The following is a 21,986-nucleotide window of genomic DNA, read 5'->3' on the forward strand; positions in this document are numbered from 1 at the left end:
CGCCGGCGCCGGCGCCGGCCGCCGCCGATGCCGCCCAGCCGCCGCCGGCTCCGCCCGCGAAGCCGAATGCCGACAGCGGCCCCGCTTCCGGCCCGCCCGGCGCCGCCGGCAACAATCCTCCCGCTTGCGCGGCGGAAGCGTTCGTCGGCGCTGCGGCAATCGGGCTGCCGCCCATCTGCCCGGTCAGCCGGCCGATGCCGTTGTAGCCGAGCGCAAGTTCCAGCACGGAATTGTGCATGCTGCTGCCCACATAGGGGCGTTGGTCGGCCGGCGTGGCGTCGACGAACGTCGCCCACGAGAGCGAGACGGCGACCAGCACCGCCAGGGCCGCCGCCGACTGCTTCAGCAGGCGTCTCCACGGCAGCGTGCGAGCCGCCAGTACAAACAGCGCGAACGCCGGCAGCACGAGGTAAGCCTGCATCATCTTGACGTTGAAGCCGACGCCGACGAGCGCAGCCGCGGCGCACAGCAGCAGCGTACTCTCGGTGCGTACGGCCCGCTTCAAGGCGAGGGTCGCAAGCAGCACGCAGAAGAGCAGCACGCTGTCGGCGTTGTTGGTCCGGCTGACCGCCGCGGCGATCGGCGTCAGCGTCAGGATCAGCGCGGACAGCCGGGCCGCCGCCAGACCGAACGAAGGCCGCACGAGCAGGTAGAGCAGCACGACCGAGCCGGCGAACGCCAGCGCGGACGGCAGCGCCAGACTCCAGGCGTGCAGACCCAGCAGCTTGACGCTGATCGCCTGCAGCCAGAACGCGACCGGCGGCTTGTCGATCGAGATAAAGCCGCCGGGATCGAACGCATTGTACAAAAAGTTGTGGAAGCTCTGGCTCATGCTGACGGCCGCGGCCGTGTAATAAGCGTTGAGATAGCCCGATTTGTCGATCCGCAGCAGCGATAGCAGCAGGGCCGCGAAGGCAAGCGCCGCGGGCAGCGGATCGATTCGGCGAAGCGAAAACAGATTCATGCGCGATTCCTCCGGTCGGGCAGGAACAGGCGGACAGCGTCGCGGTCCGCCTGTTTGCCGTGCCGCTTTGTTTGCTTCCGAGTATAAGCCTCAAGCCTGAGCGGAATCTGAAAAGGCGCTGAACGAAAGCTGAATGTTTGCGCCGGCGCCGGAGAAGTTTTCTTTTTTACCGGAAAGTCTATACAAAAGGAAATAAAAGAACTAAAATGAACCTATATAAACGTTCATTTGCGTATTTGCGCTGGATAGCAGCATGAATGGTCCGCCCGGCAAGTTCTTCACACTCCCAACCCGAAAGGATGAATGTTATGGAAAACCGTTATGCTTCGCACCCGAACGCCGTCAAGACTTTTGATACGACCCAACTGCGGGAGGAATTTTTGATCGAGACGCTGTTTGCGCCGGATCAACTTGTAACCGTTTACTCGCATGTGGACCGTTATATCGTCGGCTCCGCCGTGCCCGTATCGGGCGAGATCAAGCTGGAAGTCGATCTCAAGCAGATCGGCGCGGACTACTTCCTGGAGCGGCGCGAAGTCGGCATCATCAACGTGGGCGGCGAAGGTTCCGTGACGGCGGACGGCGAGACGTTCGAAGTCGGCAAAAACGAATGTCTGTACGTCGGCCTCGGCGTTCGCGACGTGACGTTCCGCAGCGCGGACGGCGGCAGCCCGGCCAGGTTCTACCTCGTCTCCACGCCGGCCCACAAAGCGTATCCGACCCGCAAAGCCGGTCAGGGCGAAGCGATCAAAGCGCATCTGGGCAGTATCGACAGCTCGAACGAGCGCACGATCAACAAGTACATCCTGCCGGGCGGCATCGAGAGCTGCCAGCTCGTCATGGGCATCACGGAGCTTGCGCCGGGCAATATGTGGAACACGATGCCGTGCCATACGCATAACCGCCGCTCCGAAGTGTATCTGTATTTCAATATGCCGGAAGACGCCGCGGTGTTCCATTTCATGGGCGAGCCGCAGGAGACGCGCCATCTGGTCGTACGCAACCAGCAGGCCGTCATCTCGCCGAGCTGGTCGATCCACAGCGGCGTCGGCACGAACAATTACACGTTCTGCTGGGCGATGGGCGGCGAGAATCAGCTGTTCGACGATATGGACGCGGTGGACATGAAAGACTTAAAATAGAGCCTAATCACTTTTTGCGGAATAGGGGCTATATCGACACATGAACGCACTCAAACGGCACGAGAAAATTATGGAAATCCTGATCGAACGGCAGGAGATCGGCGTGGGCGAATTGAGCTCGCTGCTGGACGTGACCGGCAAGACGATACGGGAAGATCTGGCGCGGCTCGAAGAGAAAGGGCTGCTGACGCGGGTGCACGGCGGAGCGATGCTGGCGCAAAACGACCAGTTCGGCATCTTGTCGCCCCGCGGAACGGGAGACCGGCACGCAGCGGAAAAAGCGGAAATCGCCGCCCGCGCGCTGCGTTATATCGAGCCGGGCGACATTATCGCGCTCGACGGCGGCGGGACGACGCTGGAGATGGCCCGCCAGCTGGAGAACGCGCCGCTGACCGTCATCACGAACGACCTGTTCATCCTCAGCGAGCTGGCACGCAAAGACCGGATTCGGCTGGTCGTGCCGGGCGGCGAGCGCGTACGCAACGTGCTGATCGGACCGGGCAGCGCGGACTTCGTGGGCGGGCTGAATATCAGCAAAGCGTTTCTGTCGGCGACCGCGCTGCATGCGGAACTGGGCGCTTCGATCTATACGGGCGATCTCGTGCCGTACAAAAAGGCGCTCGTCCGCACGGCCCGGCACGTATACGGCGTAGTCGAGCACCAGAAATTCGGCAACTTTGCGCTGTGGACGTTCGCGGACTGCGCGGACCTGGACGTGATCATTACCGACGGCGGGCTGGACGCGGCGCAGAAAGAGTTTTTTGCGCAAAAAAACATCAGGCTGGACGACGGAAGCGGAGAACCGGGCCATCCGGCGTAATCCGCTGCCGCGGTTCGGCGATATTCGGGAGGCACTCATGGGCATATTCGATCTAAGCGGCAAAGTGGCAATGGTAACGGGAGCAAGCGGCGGACTCGGGCAGGGGATGACGCTGGCGCTTGCGGAAGCGGGCGCGGACATCGTCGCCGTCTCGTTCAGTTCGTGCGCGGACACGGTAGCAAAAGTACGGGCGCTCGGACGCCAGGCGTATGAAATCCAGGCCGATCTCAGCCAAAAAGAAGGACTGGAAAACGTCGTGGCCCGTGCGCTGGAAGCGGCGGGACGCATCGATATTCTGGTCAACAACGCAGGCATCATCCGGCGTACGCCGATCTCGCAGCACAGCTGGGACGATTTCGACGACGTGCTGGATCTGAACCTGAAGACCGTCTTCTACCTGACGCAGCTCGTCGGCAACCATATGGTCGAGCGCGGCAGCGGCAAAGTGATCAATATCGCGTCGATGCTGTCGTTCCAGGGCGGAATCAACGTGCCCGGCTATACGGCGAGCAAGCACGGCGTAGCCGGGTTGACCAAAGCGTTCGCGAACGAATGGGCTTCCAAAGGCGTGCAGGTGAACGCGATTGCGCCGGGCTATATGTCGACCGACAACACGGCGCCGATCCGCGAAGACAAAGAGCGGACCGATTCGATCACGACCCGCATACCGGCGGATCGCTGGGGCACCGCCGAAGACGTCGGCGGACCGGCCGTGTTCCTCGCTTCGTCGGCGGCCGATTACGTGAACGGTCATGTGCTCTGCGTCGATGGAGGCTGGATGAACCGCTAGACGGCCCGCACCCCACGAGGAGGAATCATAAGATGAAACTTGGCATTCTGGCCCATACGTACGGCAAGCTTCCGGCGGCGGAACTGGCGCGCAAAGTGGCGGACGAAGGCTTCACGTCCGTGCAGCTCGCGCTGCTCAAAGCGATCGGGGATATCGACTGCTCGCCCGGCAAATTGAGCCCGGGGCTTGCGAACCATATCGCCGAGACGTTCGACCGCGAAGGCGTGCGCATCGCCGTGCTCGGCTGCTATATCGATCCGGTGCATCCGGACGAGAGCGTGAGGCGCGCCGAAATCGCGCGCTTCAAAGAACATCTGCGCCTGGCGCGCGATTTCGGCTGCGGCCTCGTGGCGACGGAGACCGGTTCGATCCGGACGTACGCCGAATATCATCCGTCGGATTACGAAGCACGCGGCTGGGGCATCCTGCGGGAGAGCGTATCCGAATTGGCGGAAGAAGCGGAGAAATGGGGCGTGAAGCTGGCGATGGAACCGGTCGCCGGCCATACGCTGCATTCGCTCGACCATTTCCGCCGGCTGCTGGAAGAAGTGCCGTCTTCGACGATCGGGCTGCTGTTCGATGCGTGCAACCTGCTCAACGAAGAGCGGCTGCCGCAGCAGGATCGACTGATCCGTGACGCGTTCGAGACGCTGGCCGACAAAATGGTGCTGATTCACGCCAAAGACGTGGATTTCGGCGAAGGCGGGCATTTTGCCGGCAGCGGACAGCCGCGGCTGGATCGGCCGATCGGCGACGGCCTGCTGAACAAGGCGCTGCTGTACCGGCTGCTCAAAGAACGCAAGCCGCACATCGATATTTCGATTGAAGGCGTCACGGCGAGTGAAGCGAAGCGTTCGGCCGATACGCTGCGCCGCATGTACGCGGAAGCCTGAACAGGCTCTACGAAGCGAAGGAATCGGGCGATTCGCGCTTATGCGGGTTCCGGGCCGGGTAATGGGGCGTGAACGTAAACGTCTATCTATACCGATCTACGGCAAAAGGAGCGAACGCAAATGAACAATCACGTGCTGGATTCGGAACAAGTTCTCGTAGCGCTCGTCACCGGCGGAGCCAAAGGCATCGGCCGCGGCATCTGCCACGTGCTGGCCCAAAAAGGCTATCGCCTCGCGCTCACCTATCATTCGGATTCGGATGACCCGGAAGGCATCACCCGGGAACTGAAACATATTTACGCGGCGGACGCGTTTGCGCTGCAAAGCGATCTGACGCAGCCGGGCGAACCGCAGCGCGTCGTCGAAGACGTATTGGAGCATTTTGGCCGCATCGATCTCGTCGTCAATAACGCCGGGCACGGCTTTTCCGGCGAATTGATCGAATTGGAAGAGGAAAAGCTGGCGGCCATGATCGCGCTGGACTACACCGCGCCGGTGCTGCTGTCCAAATACGCGGTGCGATCGATGATCGAGCGCGGCATCCGGGGCAGCGTCCTGTTTATCACTTCGTCCCGCGGCGAACGCGCCTATCCGGGCGACAGCGTCTACGGGGGCATGAAAGCCGCGTTGATCCGCTCCTGCGGCTCTTTCGCCCTGGAATGGGCGCCGCACGGCATCCGCGCCAACTGCGTCGCGCCCGGCGCGACGGTCAACAAGCCGGAGCAGGATGCCCGGACCGAACCGCTGGGGCGGAAGATTCCGCTCGGACGCATGGGCACGCCGTCGGACATCGGCGAAGCGATCGCCTGGCTGGCGTCCGACAAAGCCGCCTACATCACGGGCATCAATCTGCGGATCGACGGCGGGCTGATCCTGCCGGGCATGCCCGAAGACCTGTCCGAAGCCGCCGGTTACGGCTGGGGCTATATGCATCCGAAGCCGGACTGATCGCACGGATTGCGCGGATCGCGCCGATCCTGCGCCGGTCTTCGTCCGGTACCTTATTCAAGCGGCTCCCGTATGCGGAGCCGCTTTGTCGTTTCATAACAGACTAATCGCATCGGAATTTATTTTAAGGTCTTTTCATTCCTGCCCATCTGTGTAAGAATAAGAGCCAAGTACCGCGTTCAAGAACTAAAGACAAGGGGATTTCCCAATCGCTTGAAGGCATCCAGAGCTGCATGCGCAGGCGGAACACATCGAACGGCCGCAAAGCGGCCGCAATCGTTCCGCAGGCGGGAACAGGGGGAGATTCCGTTCACTATCCGGCGCAAGGCGCCGGCATTTCGGGAGGAATCGAACATGACGGAAGACAGAAAGCTTGCTTTTGAGACGCTCGCCGTACACGGCGGGCAGGAGATCGATCCGGTTACGGGAGCCCGCGCCGTGCCGCTGTACCAGACGACTTCTTACGGATTCCGCGATACGGAACATGCCGCGAACCTGTTCGGCCTCAAGGAATTCGGCAATATTTATACGCGTCTGATGAATCCGACGAGCGACGTGTTCGAGCAGCGCGTCGCCGCGCTCGAAGGAGGAGCCGGAGCGCTCGCGACCGCGTCCGGCCAGGCGGCGATCACGTTCTCGCTCCTGAACATCGCGGGAGCCGGAGACGAGATCGTCTCGTCGGCCAGCCTGTACGGCGGTACGTACAACCTGTTTGCCGTTACGCTGCCGAAGCTCGGCATCAAAGTGCATTTCGTCGATTCGAGCGATCCCGAGAACTTCCGCAGCGTCATCAACGAAAAGACCAAAGCGGTCTACGCGGAGACGATCGGCAACCCGCGCGGCGACGTGCTGGATATTCAGGCGGTAGCGGACATTGCCCACGAGCACGGCGTGCCGCTGATCGTGGACAATACGTTCCCGAGTCCGTACCTGCTGCGCCCGATCGAACACGGCGCGGACATCGTCGTGCATTCGGCCACCAAGTTCATCGGCGGCCACGGCACTTCGATCGGCGGCATTATCGTGGACGGCGGCAAGTTCGACTGGGCCGCGAGCGGACGCTTCCCGGGCTTGACCGAGCCGGACCCGAGCTATCAAGGCGTCGTTTATACCGAGGCGGTCGGCCCGATCGCCTATATCATCAAAGCGCGCGTGCAGCTGATGCGCGATCTGGGTGCAACGATCTCGCCGTTCAACTCCTGGCTGCTGCTGCAAGGGCTGGAGACGCTGCATCTGCGGATGGAGCGCCACAGCCAGAACGCGCTGGCCGTCGCCAAGTTCCTCGAAGGCCACGAGCGGGTCGAGTGGGTCAGCTACTCCGGCCTGCCAAGCCATCCGTCGCATGAATTGGCGCAGAAGTATCTGCCGAAAGGGCAGGGCGCGATTCTGACATTCGGCATTCAGGGCGGAATCGAAGCCGGCAAAAAACTGATCGAGAGCGTCAAGCTGTTCTCGCATTTGGCGAACGTCGGCGACTCGAAGAGTCTGATCATCCACCCGGCGAGCACGACGCACCAGCAGCTCGGCGAGCCGGAACAGATCGCGTCCGGCGTCCTGCCCGGCATGATCCGCCTGTCGATCGGCACCGAATCGATCGACGACATCCTGCACGATCTGGAGCAGGCGATCGCGGCTTCGGGCCAAGCCTGATCCCTGATCCCTGATCCCCGAACCGCCTTCGGCCGCCGGGGAAGAACAGGGAACAACGCGAACGGTCGCGTGAACGGCCGCATGAAGAACGACAGAAAAGCCCATTTTCCGCCGCGGCGGAAAATGGGCTTTTCGCTGCGCCGGCAGGCGGGCGGTTCATGAAATCTTCATTTTCATAGTGGGAAATTCAACTTGACACAATACATTTCAGGACCCATAATGAGAACTACATTGTAATCATTATAAAATAGGAATGACTGAGAAAGAGGAGGATCACCGTATGTATAAATCGATCATTGTCGGTACCGGACCCGCCGGACTGACTGCTGCTATCTATCTGGCTCGCGCCAACATGAGCCCGCTGATCATCGAAGGACCGCAGCCGGGCGGACAGCTCACGACGACGACCGAAGTCGAGAACTTCCCGGGCTTCCCGGACGGCATCATGGGCCCCGAATTGATGGACAATATGCGCAAGCAGGCCGAACGTTTCGGCGCCGAGTTCCGTACGGGCTGGGTCGAGAATGTCGATTTGTCGCAAAGACCTTTCAAGCTTAACGTGGAAGGGCTGGGCGAACTGGTCACCGACACGCTGATCATTTCGACCGGCGCAAGCGCCAAGTACCTCGGCATTCCGGGCGAAGAAGAAAATATCGGCATGGGCGTGAGTACCTGCGCCACGTGCGACGGATTCTTTTTCCGCGGCAAAGAAATCATCGTGGTCGGCGGCGGCGATTCCGCGATCGAAGAAGCGAACTTCCTGACCCGCTTCGCCACCAAAGTGACGCTCGTGCACCGCAGAGGCGAACTGCGCGCATCGAAGATCATGCAGGATCGGGCCCGCCAGAATCCGAAGATCGAATGGGCGCTCGACCATACGCCGCTCGAAGTGGTCAAAGGCGGCATGGAGCTGCAGGGCCTCAAAGTCCGCGACAACCGCACGGGCGAAGAGAAGCTGCTCGAAGCAAGCGGCGTGTTCGTCGCGATCGGTCACCATCCGAACACGGGCTTCCTGAACGGGCAGGTCACGACGGACGAGAACGGCTATATCGTCGTGACGCCGGGCACGAGCGAGACGAACATTCCGGGCGTGTTCGCCTGCGGCGACGTGCAGGACACTCGCTACCGCCAGGCGATTACGGCTGCGGGCAGCGGCTGCGCCGCGGCGATGGACTGCGAACGGTTCATCGAGAGTCTGGAATTTGCCGAAGCTGCGGCCGAAGCCGAAGCGGTCGTCTAAGCATCCATCCAAGCATCCAACCCGGCATCCGTTACGCCAGACCTGTTCTTTTTCACGCTTCCGATCGTTTCCGCGCTTGGTATTGCGGAGCGATCGCGTTACAATATAAGACGACGGATATCCAATCAACAGCCAGTCCAATAATAGAGCGAAAAGGTGGAGAGAGTATATGGCAACCGCAATCGTATACACCAAAACGACTTGTCCGCACTGCACGCAGGTCAAGACTTATCTGAATGCAAAAGGCGTCACGTACGAAGAGCGCAACATCGAGCAGAGCGACGCTTTCGCGCAGCAGGTGTGGGACATGGGCCTGCGCGCCGTACCGGTTACGGTAATCGGCGACGCGAAGATCGTGGGCATGAACAAGCTGCAGCTGGAAAAAGCGTTGAACGCGTAAATCCGGATTTCAAGCGAACTGTTTGAGCGAACTATCATCACGCATAAGCAAATTGAAAAGGCGAAGCCCCTTGGGGCTTCGCCTTCAGTGTGTCGGGAAACCCGGTTCTCCAGCGCGGAGAATCGGGTTTTTTGCATGAACGGTGGATACAGGGCAAGGGAGGTGTGAGCATTCTAACGGATTCAGAGGACGCTTGGAATGAAATGGGGCTTGTTTTTGGCGAAAAAAAGGCGATAAAAAGCGGCTAACGGAACTACGATCCGTTAAAAGTTTGGGGAGGCTTGGTTGGGTGTTCTAAAGGACATACAATCCGTGAGCCGAGCCGAGTCGGATTGCTCTTTTTATCGGCAAGCGTGGAGGCTCGTCAGCGCCTTGCCCGGCGCACAGCGTGCCTGGCCGCTTAATCCGGATCAAAAGTCAGCATTTTATGCGAAAAAGCTGCTCAAAAAGCAAAAAGCTGACCGGAAGTCAGCTTTTTACTTCGATGTAGCCTGCCCAAAGCGAATTTTGAAGAAAAAGTGGACGGGAAGTCAACATTTCCTCCGAACAAGCCGTTCAAACAGCAAAATGTGGATTCCAGATCAGCATCAGGCAGGAGAGCCTTTTTCGCTTGTCCGTGTTCGGACGTTCAGTTGGCCTGTCGGCGTCTCGCTGCCCGCTACAGCGAGACGCGGACGCGGCCGAGAAACTGCGAGACGGCCAGATGCGCCGCGCCAAGCGCCGCCGAGCGGCTGCCCAGCTCCGAGAACGAGACGGCCAGCTCGCGCCGGTGATACGGCAGCGCCCGCTGCGCGATCTCCGCGAGCATGGCGGGCTCGATCCAGGCTTTCGCTTCGGTCAACGGCCCGCCCACGACGATCTTCTCGGGATTGAAGCCGTTGACGAGATTGGTGATGCCGATCCCGAGCCTGCGGCCGATCTCGGCGTACATCGCAAGCGTCCCGGCATCGCCGAGGCTCGCCCGCTCCGTCAGCTCCCGCGTCGTGAGCGCCGGCATGTCCCGCGCCGGCTCCGCCTGCTCCAGTCCGTCGGCATAGGCGTAAGCCCGCTCCGACGCGTACAGTTCCCAACATCCCCGGCTGCCGCAGCTGCACAGCCGGCCGTCGCTTTCGATCGACATATGGCCGGTCTCGCCGGCGTAGCCCCACGCGCCTTTGTACAGCTGTCCGTCGATAATCATGCCGGAACCGATGCCCATGCCCGCGCTGACGTAGACGAGATGCCGCACATGCCGGCCGGCGCCGTATTCGCGTTCGCCCGCCGCGCCGGCATTCGCTTCGTTGTCGACGACGACGGACACGCCGAATTCGGCTTCGAGCCGACTCTTGAGATCGACGCCTTCCCAGCCGAGGTTGGGCGCGTACAAGATGACGCCTTCGTCGTCGACCATGCCCGGTACGCCGATCCCGATGCCGATCAGCCCGTACGGCGTATGCGGCGCCGCTTCAAGCAGCGGCGCGGTCACTTCCCGGATCGCCGCAAAAGCCGATTCCGGATCGTGATCCGCGAGCGGCGCGCTGCGTTCCAGCAGGATGCGTCCGCGCAGATCCGTCAGCGCCGCCTTAACCGCATTGACGCCGAGCTCGATCCCGACCGCGCAGCCCGCCGCGGCGTTGAACAGCAGCATGAGCGGCTTGCGCCCGCCGCTGGATTGTCCCGGCCCGGTCTCCTCGACCAGCTGCTGCTCCAGCAGTTCCGTCGTCAGGTTGGAGACGGTCGCCTTGTTGAGTCCCGTCCGTTCCGAGACGTCCGTACGCGACAGCGGCCCTTTTCTGCGAATCGTGTCCAGCACGATCGATTTGTTCAATTTTTTCACGAGCGCCTGATCCCCGGTCACCCTCATTTCGATTCCTCCATCCGTGCCTCAAACCTCTTGTTATCTTAATCCAAACGTTCCGGGAAAAGAAGGTCGCCGCGCAAACTCCCTGTGCCGTACAGGTTGGTAGCGCTATCATCTTCTGATTCTAACGTACCTGAAGTTTTTGCGAAAGACTTAGTTTATCCAATAGACAAAGTTTTTACGATGTGCTAGGATATCCATGTAAACGATTTCCGCGAACCTATGAGGAGGCATTTCTTACATGGCTTATTTTGAAAATATCGGTAAAGTGGCTTACGAAGGCAGTCAGTCGCAAAATCCATTCGCTTTTAAATTTTACAATGCGGACGAGGTTGTCGCAGGCAAGAAAATGTCCGAGCACCTGAAATTCTCGATGGCTTACTGGCACACGCTGACAGCGGAAGGCAACGATCCGTTCGGCGACACGACGGCGATCCGTCCTTGGCATTCCTACAAAGGCATGGACATGGCCAAAGCCCGCGTCGAAGCCGGCTTCGAGTTCATGGACAAAATGGGACTGGAATACTTCTGTTTCCACGATATCGACATTACGCCTGAAGGATCGACGCTCAAGGAGTTTTTCGCGAACATCGACACGATCGTCGACCTGATTGAGACCCACATGAAATCGACCGGCAAAAAACTGCTGTGGAACACGGCCAACATGTTCACGAACCCGCGCTTTGTGCACGGCGCGGCCTCGACGAACAATGCGGACGTCTACGCCCACGCAGCGGCCCAAATCAAAAAAGGTCTTGAAGTCGGCAAACGCCTCGGCGGCGAGAACTACGTCTTCTGGGGCGGACGCGAAGGATACATGTCCCTGCTCAACACGGACATGAAGCTGGAGCAGGACAACATCGCCCGCATGTTCCACATGGCGGTCGACTATGCCAAGGAAATCGGCTTCGATGCCCAATTCCTGATCGAACCGAAACCGAAAGAGCCGACGAAGCACCAATACGACTTCGACGCGGCGACTTCGATCGCATTCCTGCAAAAGTACAACCTCGACAAAGACTTCAAGCTCAACCTGGAAGCCAACCACGCGACGCTTGCCGGCCACACGTTCGAACACGAACTGCGCGTAGCCCGCATCAACGGCATGCTCGGTTCGCTCGACGCCAACCAGGGCGACATGCTGCTGGGCTGGGATACCGACGAGTTCCCGGTTAACGTCTACGATTCGACACTGACGATGTACGAAGTGTTGAAGAACGACGGCCTGGGCAAAGGCGGCATTAACTTCGACGCCAAAGTTCGCCGCGACTCTTTCGAAGCCGACGACCTGTTCCTGGCGCATATCGCCGGTATGGACACGTACGCCAAAGGCCTCAAAGTCGCAGCCAAGCTGATCGAAGACGGCGCGTTCGATAAAGTGATCGAAGAACGCTACAGCAGCTTCTCCGAAGGCATCGGCGCCGATATCGTAGCCGGCAAGACGACTCTGGCCTCCCTGTCGGAGTATGCGATGAATAATGAGAACCCGCGCCCGAATAAATCGGGACGTCAAGAGCTGCTTCAAGCTGTGCTTAACCAATATATTTATGGTTAAAGGAACGAAACTCGCCGACCCCTCCGGGCAAGGCGAATTGAGTTCCCGCGCCAAGCGACAATCTTTACACGCCGGATCCCCCCAATCCGGCTCCGCGCCTAGCGACTTTTAAATGTTTTAAATCTTCTCAAAAAAAGCCGGCAATTCGACCGGCTAAGCCGCAGCTTACGCTTATCTCTGGGTCTGAATCCTTCAGGTTTCACTTGTTTGGTGCTCGTTGAACCTTCGGGCTTCCCCGTTCGGTTTTCATCGAATCTCCAAGAGGTTCCCCCCAGCGATTTCCGCCGCGGCCGTCAGGGTTCCACACATACAGAATCGCATAAGCGATCACCGCTTTATAATCGGACGGCTTCCCGCAAGCTCCCTTCGGGGAGGGGAGCCGTCCTTTTATCTTTATTCGTAAGCTCCACACCCAAAGGAGGAACCACCTATGACTTACGTAATCGGGATCGACCTCGGCACGAGCGCCGTCAAATCGGTGCTCGTAGACCGCACAGGCAACGTCGTCCGCGAAGAATCGGAACAATATCCGCTGTACCAGCCGAAGCCGGGCTACAGCGAGCAGGAAGCGGAAGACTGGGTTGAGAAGACCGTGCTGTCGCTGAACAAGCTGCTCGCAGCAAGCGGCGTGCAGCCGGAAGAGATCGAAGGCATCAGCTTCTCCGGCCAGATGCACGGACTGGTGCTCGTCGGCGAAGACGGCCGGGCGCTGCGCCGCGCCATCCTCTGGAACGACACGCGCACGACGCCGCAGTGCCGCAAGATCGAGCAGGTGCTCGGCGACAAGCTGCTGAAGATCGCGCGCAACCGCGCGCTGGAAGGCTTCACGCTGCCGAAAATTCTCTGGGTGCAGGAGCACGAGCCGGAAATTCTGGATCAGGCTGCGCTGTTCCTGCTGCCCAAAGACTATGTGCGCCTGCGCCTGACCGGCCAGGCCGCAATGGACTATTCGGACGCGGCCGGCACGCTGCTGCTGGACGTGGGCGGCAAGTGCTGGAGCGAAGAGATCGGCGCGGCGTTCGGCCTCAAGCCGTCGCTGTTCCCGGAACTCGTCGAATCGTTCGACGATACGGGCGCGCTGCTGCCGGAGATGCAGCAGCGCACCGGCCTGACGGGCTCGACGCGCGTCTACGCGGGCGGAGCGGACAACGCCTGCGGCGCGATCGGCGCGGGCATCCTGAGCGAAGGCCAGACGATGTGCAGCATCGGCACGTCGGGCGTCGTGCTCTCGTACGAGACGCGCCGCGACCTGGACTTCGAAGGCAAAGTACATTTCTTCAACCATAGCGAAAAAGACGCTTTCTACATCATGGGCGTCACGCTTGCGGCCGGCTACAGTATGCAGTGGTTCCGCGAAACGTTCGGCGGCGGCGTCTCCTTCGAGGAACTGCTCGGAGGCATCGGCGAAGTATCGCCGGGCGCGAACGGCCTGCTGTTCACGCCGTATATCGTCGGCGAACGCACGCCGCACCCGGACGCGGACATCCGGGGCAGCTTTATCGGCATCGACGCCAGCCACAAGCTGCCGCATTTTGCCCGTGCCGTGATGGAAGGCATCACGTTCTCGCTGCGCGAATCGATCGATATCCTGCGCGCGGCCGGAAAGACGGTCGACAAAGTGGTCTCGATCGGCGGCGGCGCCAAAAACAAGGAATGGCTGCAAATGCAGGCGGACGTATTCGGCGCCGACGTCGTCAAGCTCGAAAGCGAGCAGGGCCCGGCGATGGGCGCGGCGATGCTGGCCGCTTTCGGCAGCGGCTGGTTCGAGACGCTGCAGGACTGCGCAAGCGAGTTTATCCGCGAATCGGTGACGTACACGCCGGACGCGGAGCGCGCGCAGACGTATGACCGACTGTTCGCCGTCTACCAGGACGTCTACGGACAGACGGCCGAATTGAACCGCAAACTGTCCGCTTTCCGCGGCGGCAGCTAAAGCCCGCGCCGGGTTCGCACCCGACGTCCATACGATGCGAAAGCCGTTTGCCCGATTTTGGGGCAGCGGCTTTTTGCCGTGCGCACGCGCCAAAATATCGGAAAACAGCAGGAAGTTGCTTTTTGACGGGAGACGTTCATAATAAAATAGGGGGCTTTTTGAGTCGTCCAACCGAATGCCAGACCGAATAAACGACCCAATGAAATGATGCAGCGCGATAACGAAAAACGATCCGAATACCGATATAGGAAAAGAGACTTTCGTCAATAAAGGGGAGAATGCAGGCACATGAAGGGAAAAGCAAAAAGACAGCTGTTGAAAGTGGGCACGGCACTCGCACTGGTGGCGGGAAGCACGGTCGGAGGATTCCAGCCGCTATCGGCGACTCCGTCCGCAAGCGCGGCATCCGTATCGCAGACCCAGGCGCAGGCTCAGCTGCAAAACCAGCTGTTTCAGGCGCTGTCGGCGCATAAGGACAGCGTGAAGCTGACTTATTCCGGCGGGATCGACCAACTGAAAAGAGCGATCGAACCCGCGCTGGACGCGGCGATTGCCCAGAACCCATACATTCATTACACGATGAAAGGCTATGCGTATTCGCTGAGCGGCAGCCGCACGTCCGCCACCGCCACGGTGAAGCTGACGTACCGGGAAACGGCCGAGCAGAGCGCTTACGTCCACCAGCAGGTCGGAGCGGCGCTCAAGCGGATCGTCACGCCGGGCATGAACGATCACCAGCAAGTCAAAGCGATCCACGACTGGGTCGTGCGTACGCTGAAATACGATACGACGCTGTCGAAATTCACGGCGTACGAAGGGCTCAAGACGGGCAGCACCGTCTGTCAGGGCTACGCGCTGCTCACGTACGACATGCTGAAGCAGGCCGGGTTCGAGACGAATATCGTCGAAGGCTACGTCGGCAGCGAAGCGCACGCCTGGAACATGGTGAAGCTGGACGGCAAATGGTATCAGATCGATACGACATGGGACGATCCGGTGCCGGACCGCGGCGATCGCGTGTCGACTTCGTATTATCTCGTGACCGACGAGCAGTTGAAGCAGGATCACACGTGGAAAACGGCCCATTATCCCAAAGCGGTCACGCCCTACAACGAGACGGTGGACAGCCTGATCGCCCAAGGGGTAAAAGGAGCCAAAGAACTGCGGGTCGCGCTCGGCTACTCGGCGACTTCGTCCACGCTCGTCACGACGGCGGCGGTGCTGCAGCAGGTCGTAAAAGCGGCCGACGGCGACGGGCAGAGCAGCCTGACGTTCCGTTACAAAGGCACGAAGTCCAAGCTCAAAAACGATCTGCTGACGTTGTACGGACAGGGTCTGTCGCCGATCGGCTACACGAGCAAATCGCTTGCCGGCGCCAACAACTGGCAGGTTACGCTGTATTGGAGTTAAGGGATACTGAATGGAAATCAAGCGAGCCGCATGAAAGAAAGACAGGCATACGAAAAGAGCCCGCGTACCGGACAACCGGTACCAGGCTCTTTTTTATGGGAGAAGACAGGTTACAGATCGCTGCCGCGCCCGTTCAGGTCGCATTCTTCCAGCGGTACGACTTTGGTGCCTTTGACCCGTTTGTAGCCGAACCACAGGATCAGGAACAGCGGCACGCTCAAGTAAGTCGCGATGAAGCCCATCCAGTCGACGTTTCCGTTCTCGATCGTGGACAGGCTCTGGCCGACGATGACGAAGAGGCAGAGCGCAAAAGCGAACAGCGGTCCGAACGGGAACCAGCGTGCGCGGTAAGGCAGTTCGTCCAGGCTGCGGCCCTGCTTGATAAACGCGCGGCGGAAGCGGTAATGGCTGACCGCGATGCCGACCCACGTGATGAAGCCGCACATGCCGGACGCGTTGAGCAGCCAGCTGTAGACAACCCCGTCACCGAAAAACGAAGCGAGGAACGCGAGCATGCCGACGGCTGCCGTCATGATCAGCGCATTGATCGGTACGCCGCCGCGGGTCAGCCGCGCCAGAAACTTCGGCGCTTTGCCTTCGATGGCGAGCGCGTACAGCATCCGGGTGGATGCGTACATGCCGGAGTTGCCGGCCGAGAGCACGGACGTCAGGATGATCGCGTTCATGACGGCCGCCGCGAACGCGAAGCCGGCTCGTTCGAACACGAGCGTGAACGGGCTGACGCCGATCTGGTCCAGCTCGCCGTTCAGCAGGTTCGGGTCGGTGTACGGAATGAGCAGGCCGATCACGAAAATGGCCAGGATGTAGAAGATCAGGATGCGCCAGAATACCTGGCGGATCGCACGTGGCACGTTGCGGCGCGGATCTTCGCTCTCGCCGGCGGCCACGCCGATCAGCTCGGTGCCCTGAAACGAGAAGCCGGCGGCCATGAAGACGCCGAGGAAGGCGAGGAAGCCGCCGTTAAACGGAGCGTCGCCGGTCGTGAAGTTGCTGAAGCCGACCGATTCGCCGCCCATGACGCCGAAGATCATCGCCACGCCGATAATCAGGAACAAGACGACGGTCACGATCTTGATCAGGGCGAACCAGTATTCGGCTTCGCCGTAAGCGCGGACGGACATGGCGTTCAGCAGGAACAAGATGGCCAGGAACAGCACGCTCCAGAGAAACGACGAACTGCCCGGGAACCAGTATTTGATGATCAGCGTGGCGGCGGCAAGCTCCGCTGCGATCGTGACGGCCCAGTTGTACCAGTAGTTCCAGCCCATGGCGAAGCCGAGGGCGGGATCGACAAAGCGTCCCGCGTACGAGCTGAACGAGCCGGGTTCCGGCGAGTAGGTCGCAAGTTCGCCGAGGCTGGTCATGAGAAAATAGACCATGATGCCGACGGCGGCGTAGGCGAGCAGCGCGCCGCCGGGTCCGGCTCCGGCGATCGCTCCGCCGCTTGCGAGGAACAGTCCCGTACCGATCGCGCCGCCGAGAGCGATCATGGTCATATGGCGGGCTTGAAGCCCTTTTTTCAGTTGAGACGCCTGAGGCGCTTTTTCGTGCGATGCTGTCATGGGAAGTCAACTCTCCTCGTGTGGGTTTGAAAATCCACGAAAAGAAGCGTACGGCAAAAAGCCGGAAGACGCGGGTCCGCCGGCTGAGGGCTGCTTCCGCATCGCAAAATCGCTTCGTTTCGTGAAGATAGCTCAACATCCGCCCTGCGGCGGATGACAGTTCCGTTCCTTGTCGGAGACGGGCCCAACGCGGGATTCAGGTCAGAGAAATCCGCGCTTCGGCGGGTGCGCCTTTCCAGGCCGGCTTCTTCGGCGCTCTGCTGCGCCTCTGCCGGTGTACTGATCGCCACCGCAACCTCTACCTCATCAACGCTTCGAACTGCGGTGCGATGAGGGAATGCCTATGGAATTCGGACAAACAAGTCCGGAGCAACAAAAAAAGCCCTGTATTCGCAGGGCGAACAACTTTCACAGTATACGGGATTGCCCCGCGTGAGGCAACCCTATTTCGCACAATCTTTCCCGCACCGTGTCCGGCAGACCAAAGGCCGACCGGGCGGCGGTTTTACGCCGGATCGCCCGGCTTCTGGCGGCTTTTGGCCATCTGCTGCCAGATCGTACCGGCCGCTTCCTCGCCGGAATCGATCCGCTCCAGCGCCATGCGCGCCTGCAGCCCGACTTCGAATTCCGGATCGTTCGACGCCTGTTCCAGCGCTTCCCGGGCGTCGGCGGTGCCGACTTCGTACAGGAAGCGCGCGGCGCGCCAGCGGACGATCTTGCTGACGTCGGTCAGCGATTCGAGCATGACCTGGGTCGCGGACGGATCGCCGATGTCCGACAGCGTATCGCCGGCCGTCCGGCGCACGGCCGGCGAGCCGTCCTTCATGGCCCGGAACAGCAGCTGCATCGCGTCCGGCGTCTTGAGGTCGCCGAGATAGACGACGGCCAACCGGCGAACCTGCATCTTGTCGTCGCCGAGCGCGCGTTCGATCAGCGGCAGCGTCTGCTCGCTCGCTTCCATCGCTTCAAGCGCGGCGTAGCGGCGGCGCCAGTCGTCGCCGGCCAGCGTCTCTTCGATCTCGGCCTGCGACCATTCCCGGCGCTGCTCCACGAATTCTTCCGCTTTTGCGCCGTGGGCAATCGCCTGCTTGATGACGCGTTCCAGCCGTTCCTGCGGGAAAGCCGCTTCAAGTTCCTGTTCCACTTCGCGCGCGATATCCGGCAGGTCGCCGTAGCGCACGCCGTAATCGGTCAGCTTGCGTTCCTTGATCATCGTGGCGCTTGCGACTTCCGTCACGGCATCGACGAAACGCTGGGCCAGGCCGATCCGTTCTTCCCGCAGGCCGGATTTGACCCGGATCTGCATCGGGATGCCGCGGAAGAACTGGACGAACACCTGCGCTTCGCCGAAATGGCCGGCCGCGTCTTCGATGTCCGAGTCGACCGGCAGGTCCGAACGGCTGCCGAACACTTCCTGGACGCCGGACAAGATGGCGGGCCAGTCCGCGCCGGGCTTGCGGTCGATCGCCATGAAGTCCGTCGTGTGGAAAATACTTTTGACGCCTTCGACGTGCAGCAGCCGCGCGATGATCGGCGGGGCGGAGCGTTCGTTGTCCAGCGTATATGTTTTGCGAATGCCCGCTTCCAGCGTCTCGTCCAGATGAAGCTTCATCGTATTCGGGCTGGGAGTAGGTTCGATCAATTTGATTTCCATGGGGTAATCAAGCCTCCTTCATATGTTTATTTTACACGCCGCCGTAATAATTGTCACAATCTTGTGCCCGCCGAATCACGAATCGTAAAAAAATTGAGCTTTCTTAGTCGATATAAGGAAAGAGAGGGTAATGAGAGAGAGAGGCAGTCTAGCGAAGGAGGAACGGATATGCCGAAGGTGAAGTACCTGAACGCAAACAATACCCCAATGGGGAAAACGCTCAAAGAACATCGCGACCGGCATCTGCACCGTAGACGCAAAAAGCGCGATTATTCGTATATCATCCCGAGTCAGCCGGCCAAGCTGGATTACCTGACGGACAACCGCGACGATGTGACGATTACGTGGGTCGGCCATTCCACTTTCCTGATCCAGTACGCGGGACTGAACATCCTGACCGACCCGATCTGGGCCAAACGGATGGGCATCGGCAAGCGCCTGACCGAACCGGGCATTCCGATCGAGAAAGTGCCGCCCGTCGATTTGATCCTGATCTCCCATTCCCACTACGACCATATGCATATCGCGTCGATTCGCAAGCTGCAAAGCCCGAAGACGCAAATTATTGTACCGGTCGGCCTCAAGAAAAAGCTGGCGCGCAAGCAGGTCGGTCCCTGCATCGAGCTGGCCTGGTGGGAAGAGATCGTCGTACAAGGCGTGCGTATCACGTTCGTTCCGACCCAGCACTGGACGCGCCGGACGCTGTTCGACGCGAACACGTCGCATTGGGGCGGGTTCGTGCTGGAGCCGGCCGATGCGGTCAAAGTGACGCCCGGCAAGATGGTCGGAACGTCCAAGGCGCCGGCGGGGGAAGCGGCCGAGCCGCTGTCTTCGAACCGGGACAACCTTCCGGAAGAGAACGATAGGGAAGAGGACGACAGAGAAGAATCGGGTGGAGAAGAAGAGGAAGCGAAATGCGGGCGCTGGAGCGAGACGTTGAACGCCAACGTGTCGGCCGACGGCCGGCCGCTTCCGCCGACCGTGTATTTTGCGGGAGACAGCGGTTATTTTGCCGGCTTCCGCGAGATCGGTGACCGCTTCCCGATCCATATTACGCTGATGCCGATCGGCGCCTACGAACCCGAATGGTTCATGGGGCCCCAGCACATGAATCCGGAGCAGGCGCTGCAGGCGTTCCGCGACGTCGGCGCCGAGATCATGATTCCGATGCATTTCGGCACGTTCAAGCTGTCCGACGATACGGCCGAAGAAGCGCTGGCGCGCCTGGAAGCCGAGCGCGAGCGGACCGGCACGTCGCGGGACTGCATCAAGCTCATGGCCCACGGCGAGACGATGATCGTGCACGCGCAGCAGAAGATGATCGAATAGCGGGCCAACCGCCCCGGCGCGCCGGGGCGGTTTTTGGCGCGTCCGGGCGTGGAGGCTGCGAAATTTTGCGGAAAACAGTCAGGAAATGTCTTACGGAGCGCCGTTTTGTGCTATAATAAGCTTTTGAAAAGTACCCCTGATCTTTCGGAATCGAAGGACGACTCAAGCGTTTAACGAAAAGTTTATAATAAAGGATGGGAATACACATGATCAGTACAAGCGGCATTACGCTTCGCTACGGCAAGCGGCCACTTTTTGAAGACGTCAACATTCAATTCAACCCGGGCAACTGCTACGGCCTGATCGGCGCGAACGGCGCCGGCAAATCGACGTTCCTGAAGATCCTCTCCGGAGAGATCGAAGCGAACCAGGGCGAAGTCTCCATCACACCGGGCGAACGCCTGGCCGTCCTCAAACAGAACCATTTCGAATACGACGAGTATCCGGTGCTGGAAACGGTCATCATGGGCCACAGCCGTCTCTATTCGATCATGAAAGAAAAAGACGAGCTGTACGCGAAAAGCGATTTCTCCGAAGCGGACGGCATTCGTGCCGGTGAGCTGGAAGGCGACTTCGCGGAACTGAACGGCTGGGATGCCGAGTCCGACGCGGCTGCGCTCCTGATCGGTCTGGGCATTTCGCGCGACCTGCACGAAAAGAAAATGGACGAGCTGAGCGGCAACGAGAAAGTCCGCGTCCTGCTTGCGCAGGCGCTGTTCGGCACTCCGCAGATTCTGCTGCTGGATGAGCCTACCAACCACTTGGACATCGAATCGATCAACTGGCTGGAAAACTTCCTGATGAGCTACGAAGGCACCGTCATCGTCGTCTCTCACGACCGGCACTTCCTGAACAAAGTATGTACGCATATCGCGGACATCGACTTCGGCAAAATCCAGCTGTACGTCGGCAACTACGATTTCTGGTACGAGTCGAGCCAGCTCGCCCTGCGCCTCGTACGCGACCAGAACAAGAAAAAAGAAGAGAAGATCAAAGAACTGCAGGCGTTCGTGCAGCGCTTCTCGGCGAATGCCTCGAAATCGAAGCAGGCGACTTCGCGGAAGAAACAGCTGGAGAAAATCTCGCTTGACGATATTCGTCCTTCCAACCGCAAATATCCGTTCATCAACTTCAAGCCGGAACGCGAAGCGGGCAAGCAGCTGCTGACGATCGAGAACCTGAGCAAGTCCATCGAAGGCGAGAAAGTGCTCGACAACTTCAATCTGGTCGTCAACAAAGGCGACAAGATCGCGTTCGTCGGTCCTTACGGCATGCCGAAATCGACGCTGTTCGATATCGTGATGGGCGAGATGGAAGCGGACGGCGGCGAATACACATGGGGCGTCACGACGACCCAGGCGTATTTCCCCAAAGACAACTCCGCTTACTTCGAAGGCGTCAACCTGAGCCTCGTCGAATGGCTGCGCCAGTATTCGAACGAGCAGGACGAGACGTTCCTGCGCGGCTTCCTCGGCCGCATGCTGTTCGCGGGCGAAGAAGGCCTGAAGAAAGCAAGCGTCCTGTCCGGCGGCGAGAAAGTGCGCTGCATGCTGGCCAAGATGATGCTCAACGGCGCCAACGCGCTGATCATGGACGAACCGACCAACCACTTGGATCTGGAATCCATTACGGCGCTCAACAACGGCCTGATCGATTTCGACGGCACGCTGCTGTTCGTCTCCCATGACCATCAGTTCATCCAGACGATTGCCAACCGCATCGTTGAGATTACGCCGAACGGCGTCATCGACCGCGTCATGACGTACGACGAATACCTGGAGAACGAAGAAGTCAAAGAACTGCGCAACCGCATGTATACGGTACAGGTGTAAGGT

At 60.0% G+C, this 21,986-nt stretch carries 17 protein-coding genes and 1 riboswitch; of the genes, 13 read left to right on the forward strand and 4 right to left on the reverse strand.

Features of this window, described 5'->3' with window-relative positions:
• Nucleotides 1-964: glycosyltransferase family 39 protein (locus FTE24_RS01580; RefSeq protein WP_202111714.1), on the reverse strand; the 964-nt coding region annotated here is incomplete at its 3' end.
• Between the two features lie 308 nt (nt 965-1,272).
• Here FTE24_RS01580 and kduI point away from each other — a divergent pair.
• From kduI to FTE24_RS01620, 8 genes are all read left to right on the forward strand, one after another.
• The gene (kduI, locus tag FTE24_RS01585) at nt 1,273-2,106 is read left to right on the forward strand and encodes a 5-dehydro-4-deoxy-D-glucuronate isomerase (RefSeq protein WP_141447214.1); all 834 of its coding nucleotides are present in this window, start codon (nt 1,273-1,275) and stop codon (nt 2,104-2,106) included.
• Nucleotides 2,107-2,146: 40 nt separating this feature from the next.
• Nucleotides 2,147-2,926 carry a DeoR/GlpR family DNA-binding transcription regulator gene (locus FTE24_RS01590; RefSeq protein WP_150235403.1) on the forward strand — a complete coding sequence of 260 codons (780 nt, stop codon included), beginning with the start codon at nt 2,147-2,149 and terminating at the stop codon, nt 2,924-2,926.
• A gap of 37 nt (nt 2,927-2,963) precedes the next feature.
• A complete protein-coding gene (gene kduD / locus FTE24_RS01595; RefSeq protein WP_141447212.1) occupies nt 2,964-3,716 on the forward strand; it encodes a 2-dehydro-3-deoxy-D-gluconate 5-dehydrogenase KduD in 753 nt (250 codons plus the stop codon).
• A 32-nt stretch (nt 3,717-3,748) separates the two neighbouring features.
• Nucleotides 3,749-4,609, forward strand: coding sequence for a sugar phosphate isomerase/epimerase family protein (locus FTE24_RS01600; RefSeq protein ID WP_150235405.1), 861 nt, complete (start codon nt 3,749-3,751; stop codon nt 4,607-4,609).
• Nucleotides 4,610-4,729: 120 nt separating this feature from the next.
• Entirely contained in the window at nt 4,730-5,557 is an 828-nt protein-coding gene (locus FTE24_RS01605; RefSeq protein ID WP_150235407.1) for an SDR family NAD(P)-dependent oxidoreductase, read from the forward strand.
• Between the two features lie 354 nt (nt 5,558-5,911).
• Nucleotides 5,912-7,207, forward strand: a complete 1,296-nt coding sequence (locus FTE24_RS01610; protein WP_150235409.1) for a homocysteine synthase — start codon at nt 5,912-5,914, stop codon at nt 7,205-7,207.
• A 280-nt stretch (nt 7,208-7,487) separates the two neighbouring features.
• A complete protein-coding gene (gene trxB, locus FTE24_RS01615; protein WP_141447208.1) occupies nt 7,488-8,447 on the forward strand; it encodes a thioredoxin-disulfide reductase in 960 nt (319 codons plus the stop codon).
• Nucleotides 8,448-8,616: 169 nt separating this feature from the next.
• The gene (locus tag FTE24_RS01620; protein ID WP_141447207.1) at nt 8,617-8,847 is read left to right on the forward strand and encodes a glutaredoxin family protein; all 231 of its coding nucleotides are present in this window, start codon (nt 8,617-8,619) and stop codon (nt 8,845-8,847) included.
• Nucleotides 8,848-9,505: 658 nt separating this feature from the next.
• Here FTE24_RS01620 and FTE24_RS01625 read toward each other — a convergent pair.
• A complete protein-coding gene (locus tag FTE24_RS01625; RefSeq protein ID WP_150235411.1) occupies nt 9,506-10,690 on the reverse strand; it encodes an ROK family transcriptional regulator in 1,185 nt (394 codons plus the stop codon).
• A gap of 238 nt (nt 10,691-10,928) precedes the next feature.
• On the opposite strand from FTE24_RS01625, the gene xylA reads away from it, so the two are divergent.
• From xylA to FTE24_RS01640, 3 genes are all read left to right on the forward strand, one after another.
• Nucleotides 10,929-12,242, forward strand: a complete 1,314-nt coding sequence (xylA, locus tag FTE24_RS01630) for a xylose isomerase (protein WP_141447204.1) — start codon at nt 10,929-10,931, stop codon at nt 12,240-12,242.
• Nucleotides 12,243-12,672: 430 nt separating this feature from the next.
• Entirely contained in the window at nt 12,673-14,175 is a 1,503-nt protein-coding gene (gene xylB, locus FTE24_RS01635; RefSeq protein WP_150235413.1) for a xylulokinase, read from the forward strand.
• A 288-nt stretch (nt 14,176-14,463) separates the two neighbouring features.
• Nucleotides 14,464-15,585: a transglutaminase domain-containing protein gene (locus FTE24_RS01640; RefSeq protein ID WP_150235414.1), complete on the forward strand. Its 1,122-nt coding sequence runs from the start codon at nt 14,464-14,466 to the stop codon at nt 15,583-15,585.
• A 110-nt stretch (nt 15,586-15,695) separates the two neighbouring features.
• Here the strand turns inward: FTE24_RS01640 and FTE24_RS01645 are convergent, their stop codons facing one another.
• Together FTE24_RS01645 and FTE24_RS01650 are read right to left on the reverse strand one after the other, a co-directional pair.
• Nucleotides 15,696-17,168: an amino acid permease gene (locus FTE24_RS01645; protein ID WP_150235417.1), complete on the reverse strand. Its 1,473-nt coding sequence runs from the start codon at nt 17,166-17,168 to the stop codon at nt 15,696-15,698.
• Between the two features lie 120 nt (nt 17,169-17,288).
• Nucleotides 17,289-17,477: riboswitch (Lysine riboswitch) on the reverse strand.
• A 196-nt stretch (nt 17,478-17,673) separates the two neighbouring features.
• Nucleotides 17,674-18,822 carry a virulence factor gene (locus FTE24_RS01650; RefSeq protein ID WP_150235419.1) on the reverse strand — a complete coding sequence of 383 codons (1,149 nt, stop codon included), beginning with the start codon at nt 18,820-18,822 and terminating at the stop codon, nt 17,674-17,676.
• A 168-nt stretch (nt 18,823-18,990) separates the two neighbouring features.
• Between FTE24_RS01650 and FTE24_RS01655 the strand changes: the two genes are divergently transcribed.
• Together FTE24_RS01655 and FTE24_RS01660 are read left to right on the forward strand one after the other, a co-directional pair.
• On the forward strand, nt 18,991-20,151 hold the full coding sequence (locus FTE24_RS01655; protein WP_150235420.1) for an MBL fold metallo-hydrolase: 1,161 nt from the start codon (nt 18,991-18,993) through the stop codon (nt 20,149-20,151).
• A 206-nt stretch (nt 20,152-20,357) separates the two neighbouring features.
• The gene (locus FTE24_RS01660) at nt 20,358-21,983 is read left to right on the forward strand and encodes an ABC-F family ATP-binding cassette domain-containing protein (RefSeq protein WP_141447198.1); all 1,626 of its coding nucleotides are present in this window, start codon (nt 20,358-20,360) and stop codon (nt 21,981-21,983) included.
• The last annotated feature ends 3 nt before the right edge of the window (nt 21,984-21,986 follow it).

This window comes from Saccharibacillus sp. WB 17 (assembly GCF_008634075.2).
Classification (GTDB): domain Bacteria; phylum Bacillota; class Bacilli; order Paenibacillales; family Paenibacillaceae; genus Saccharibacillus; species Saccharibacillus brassicae.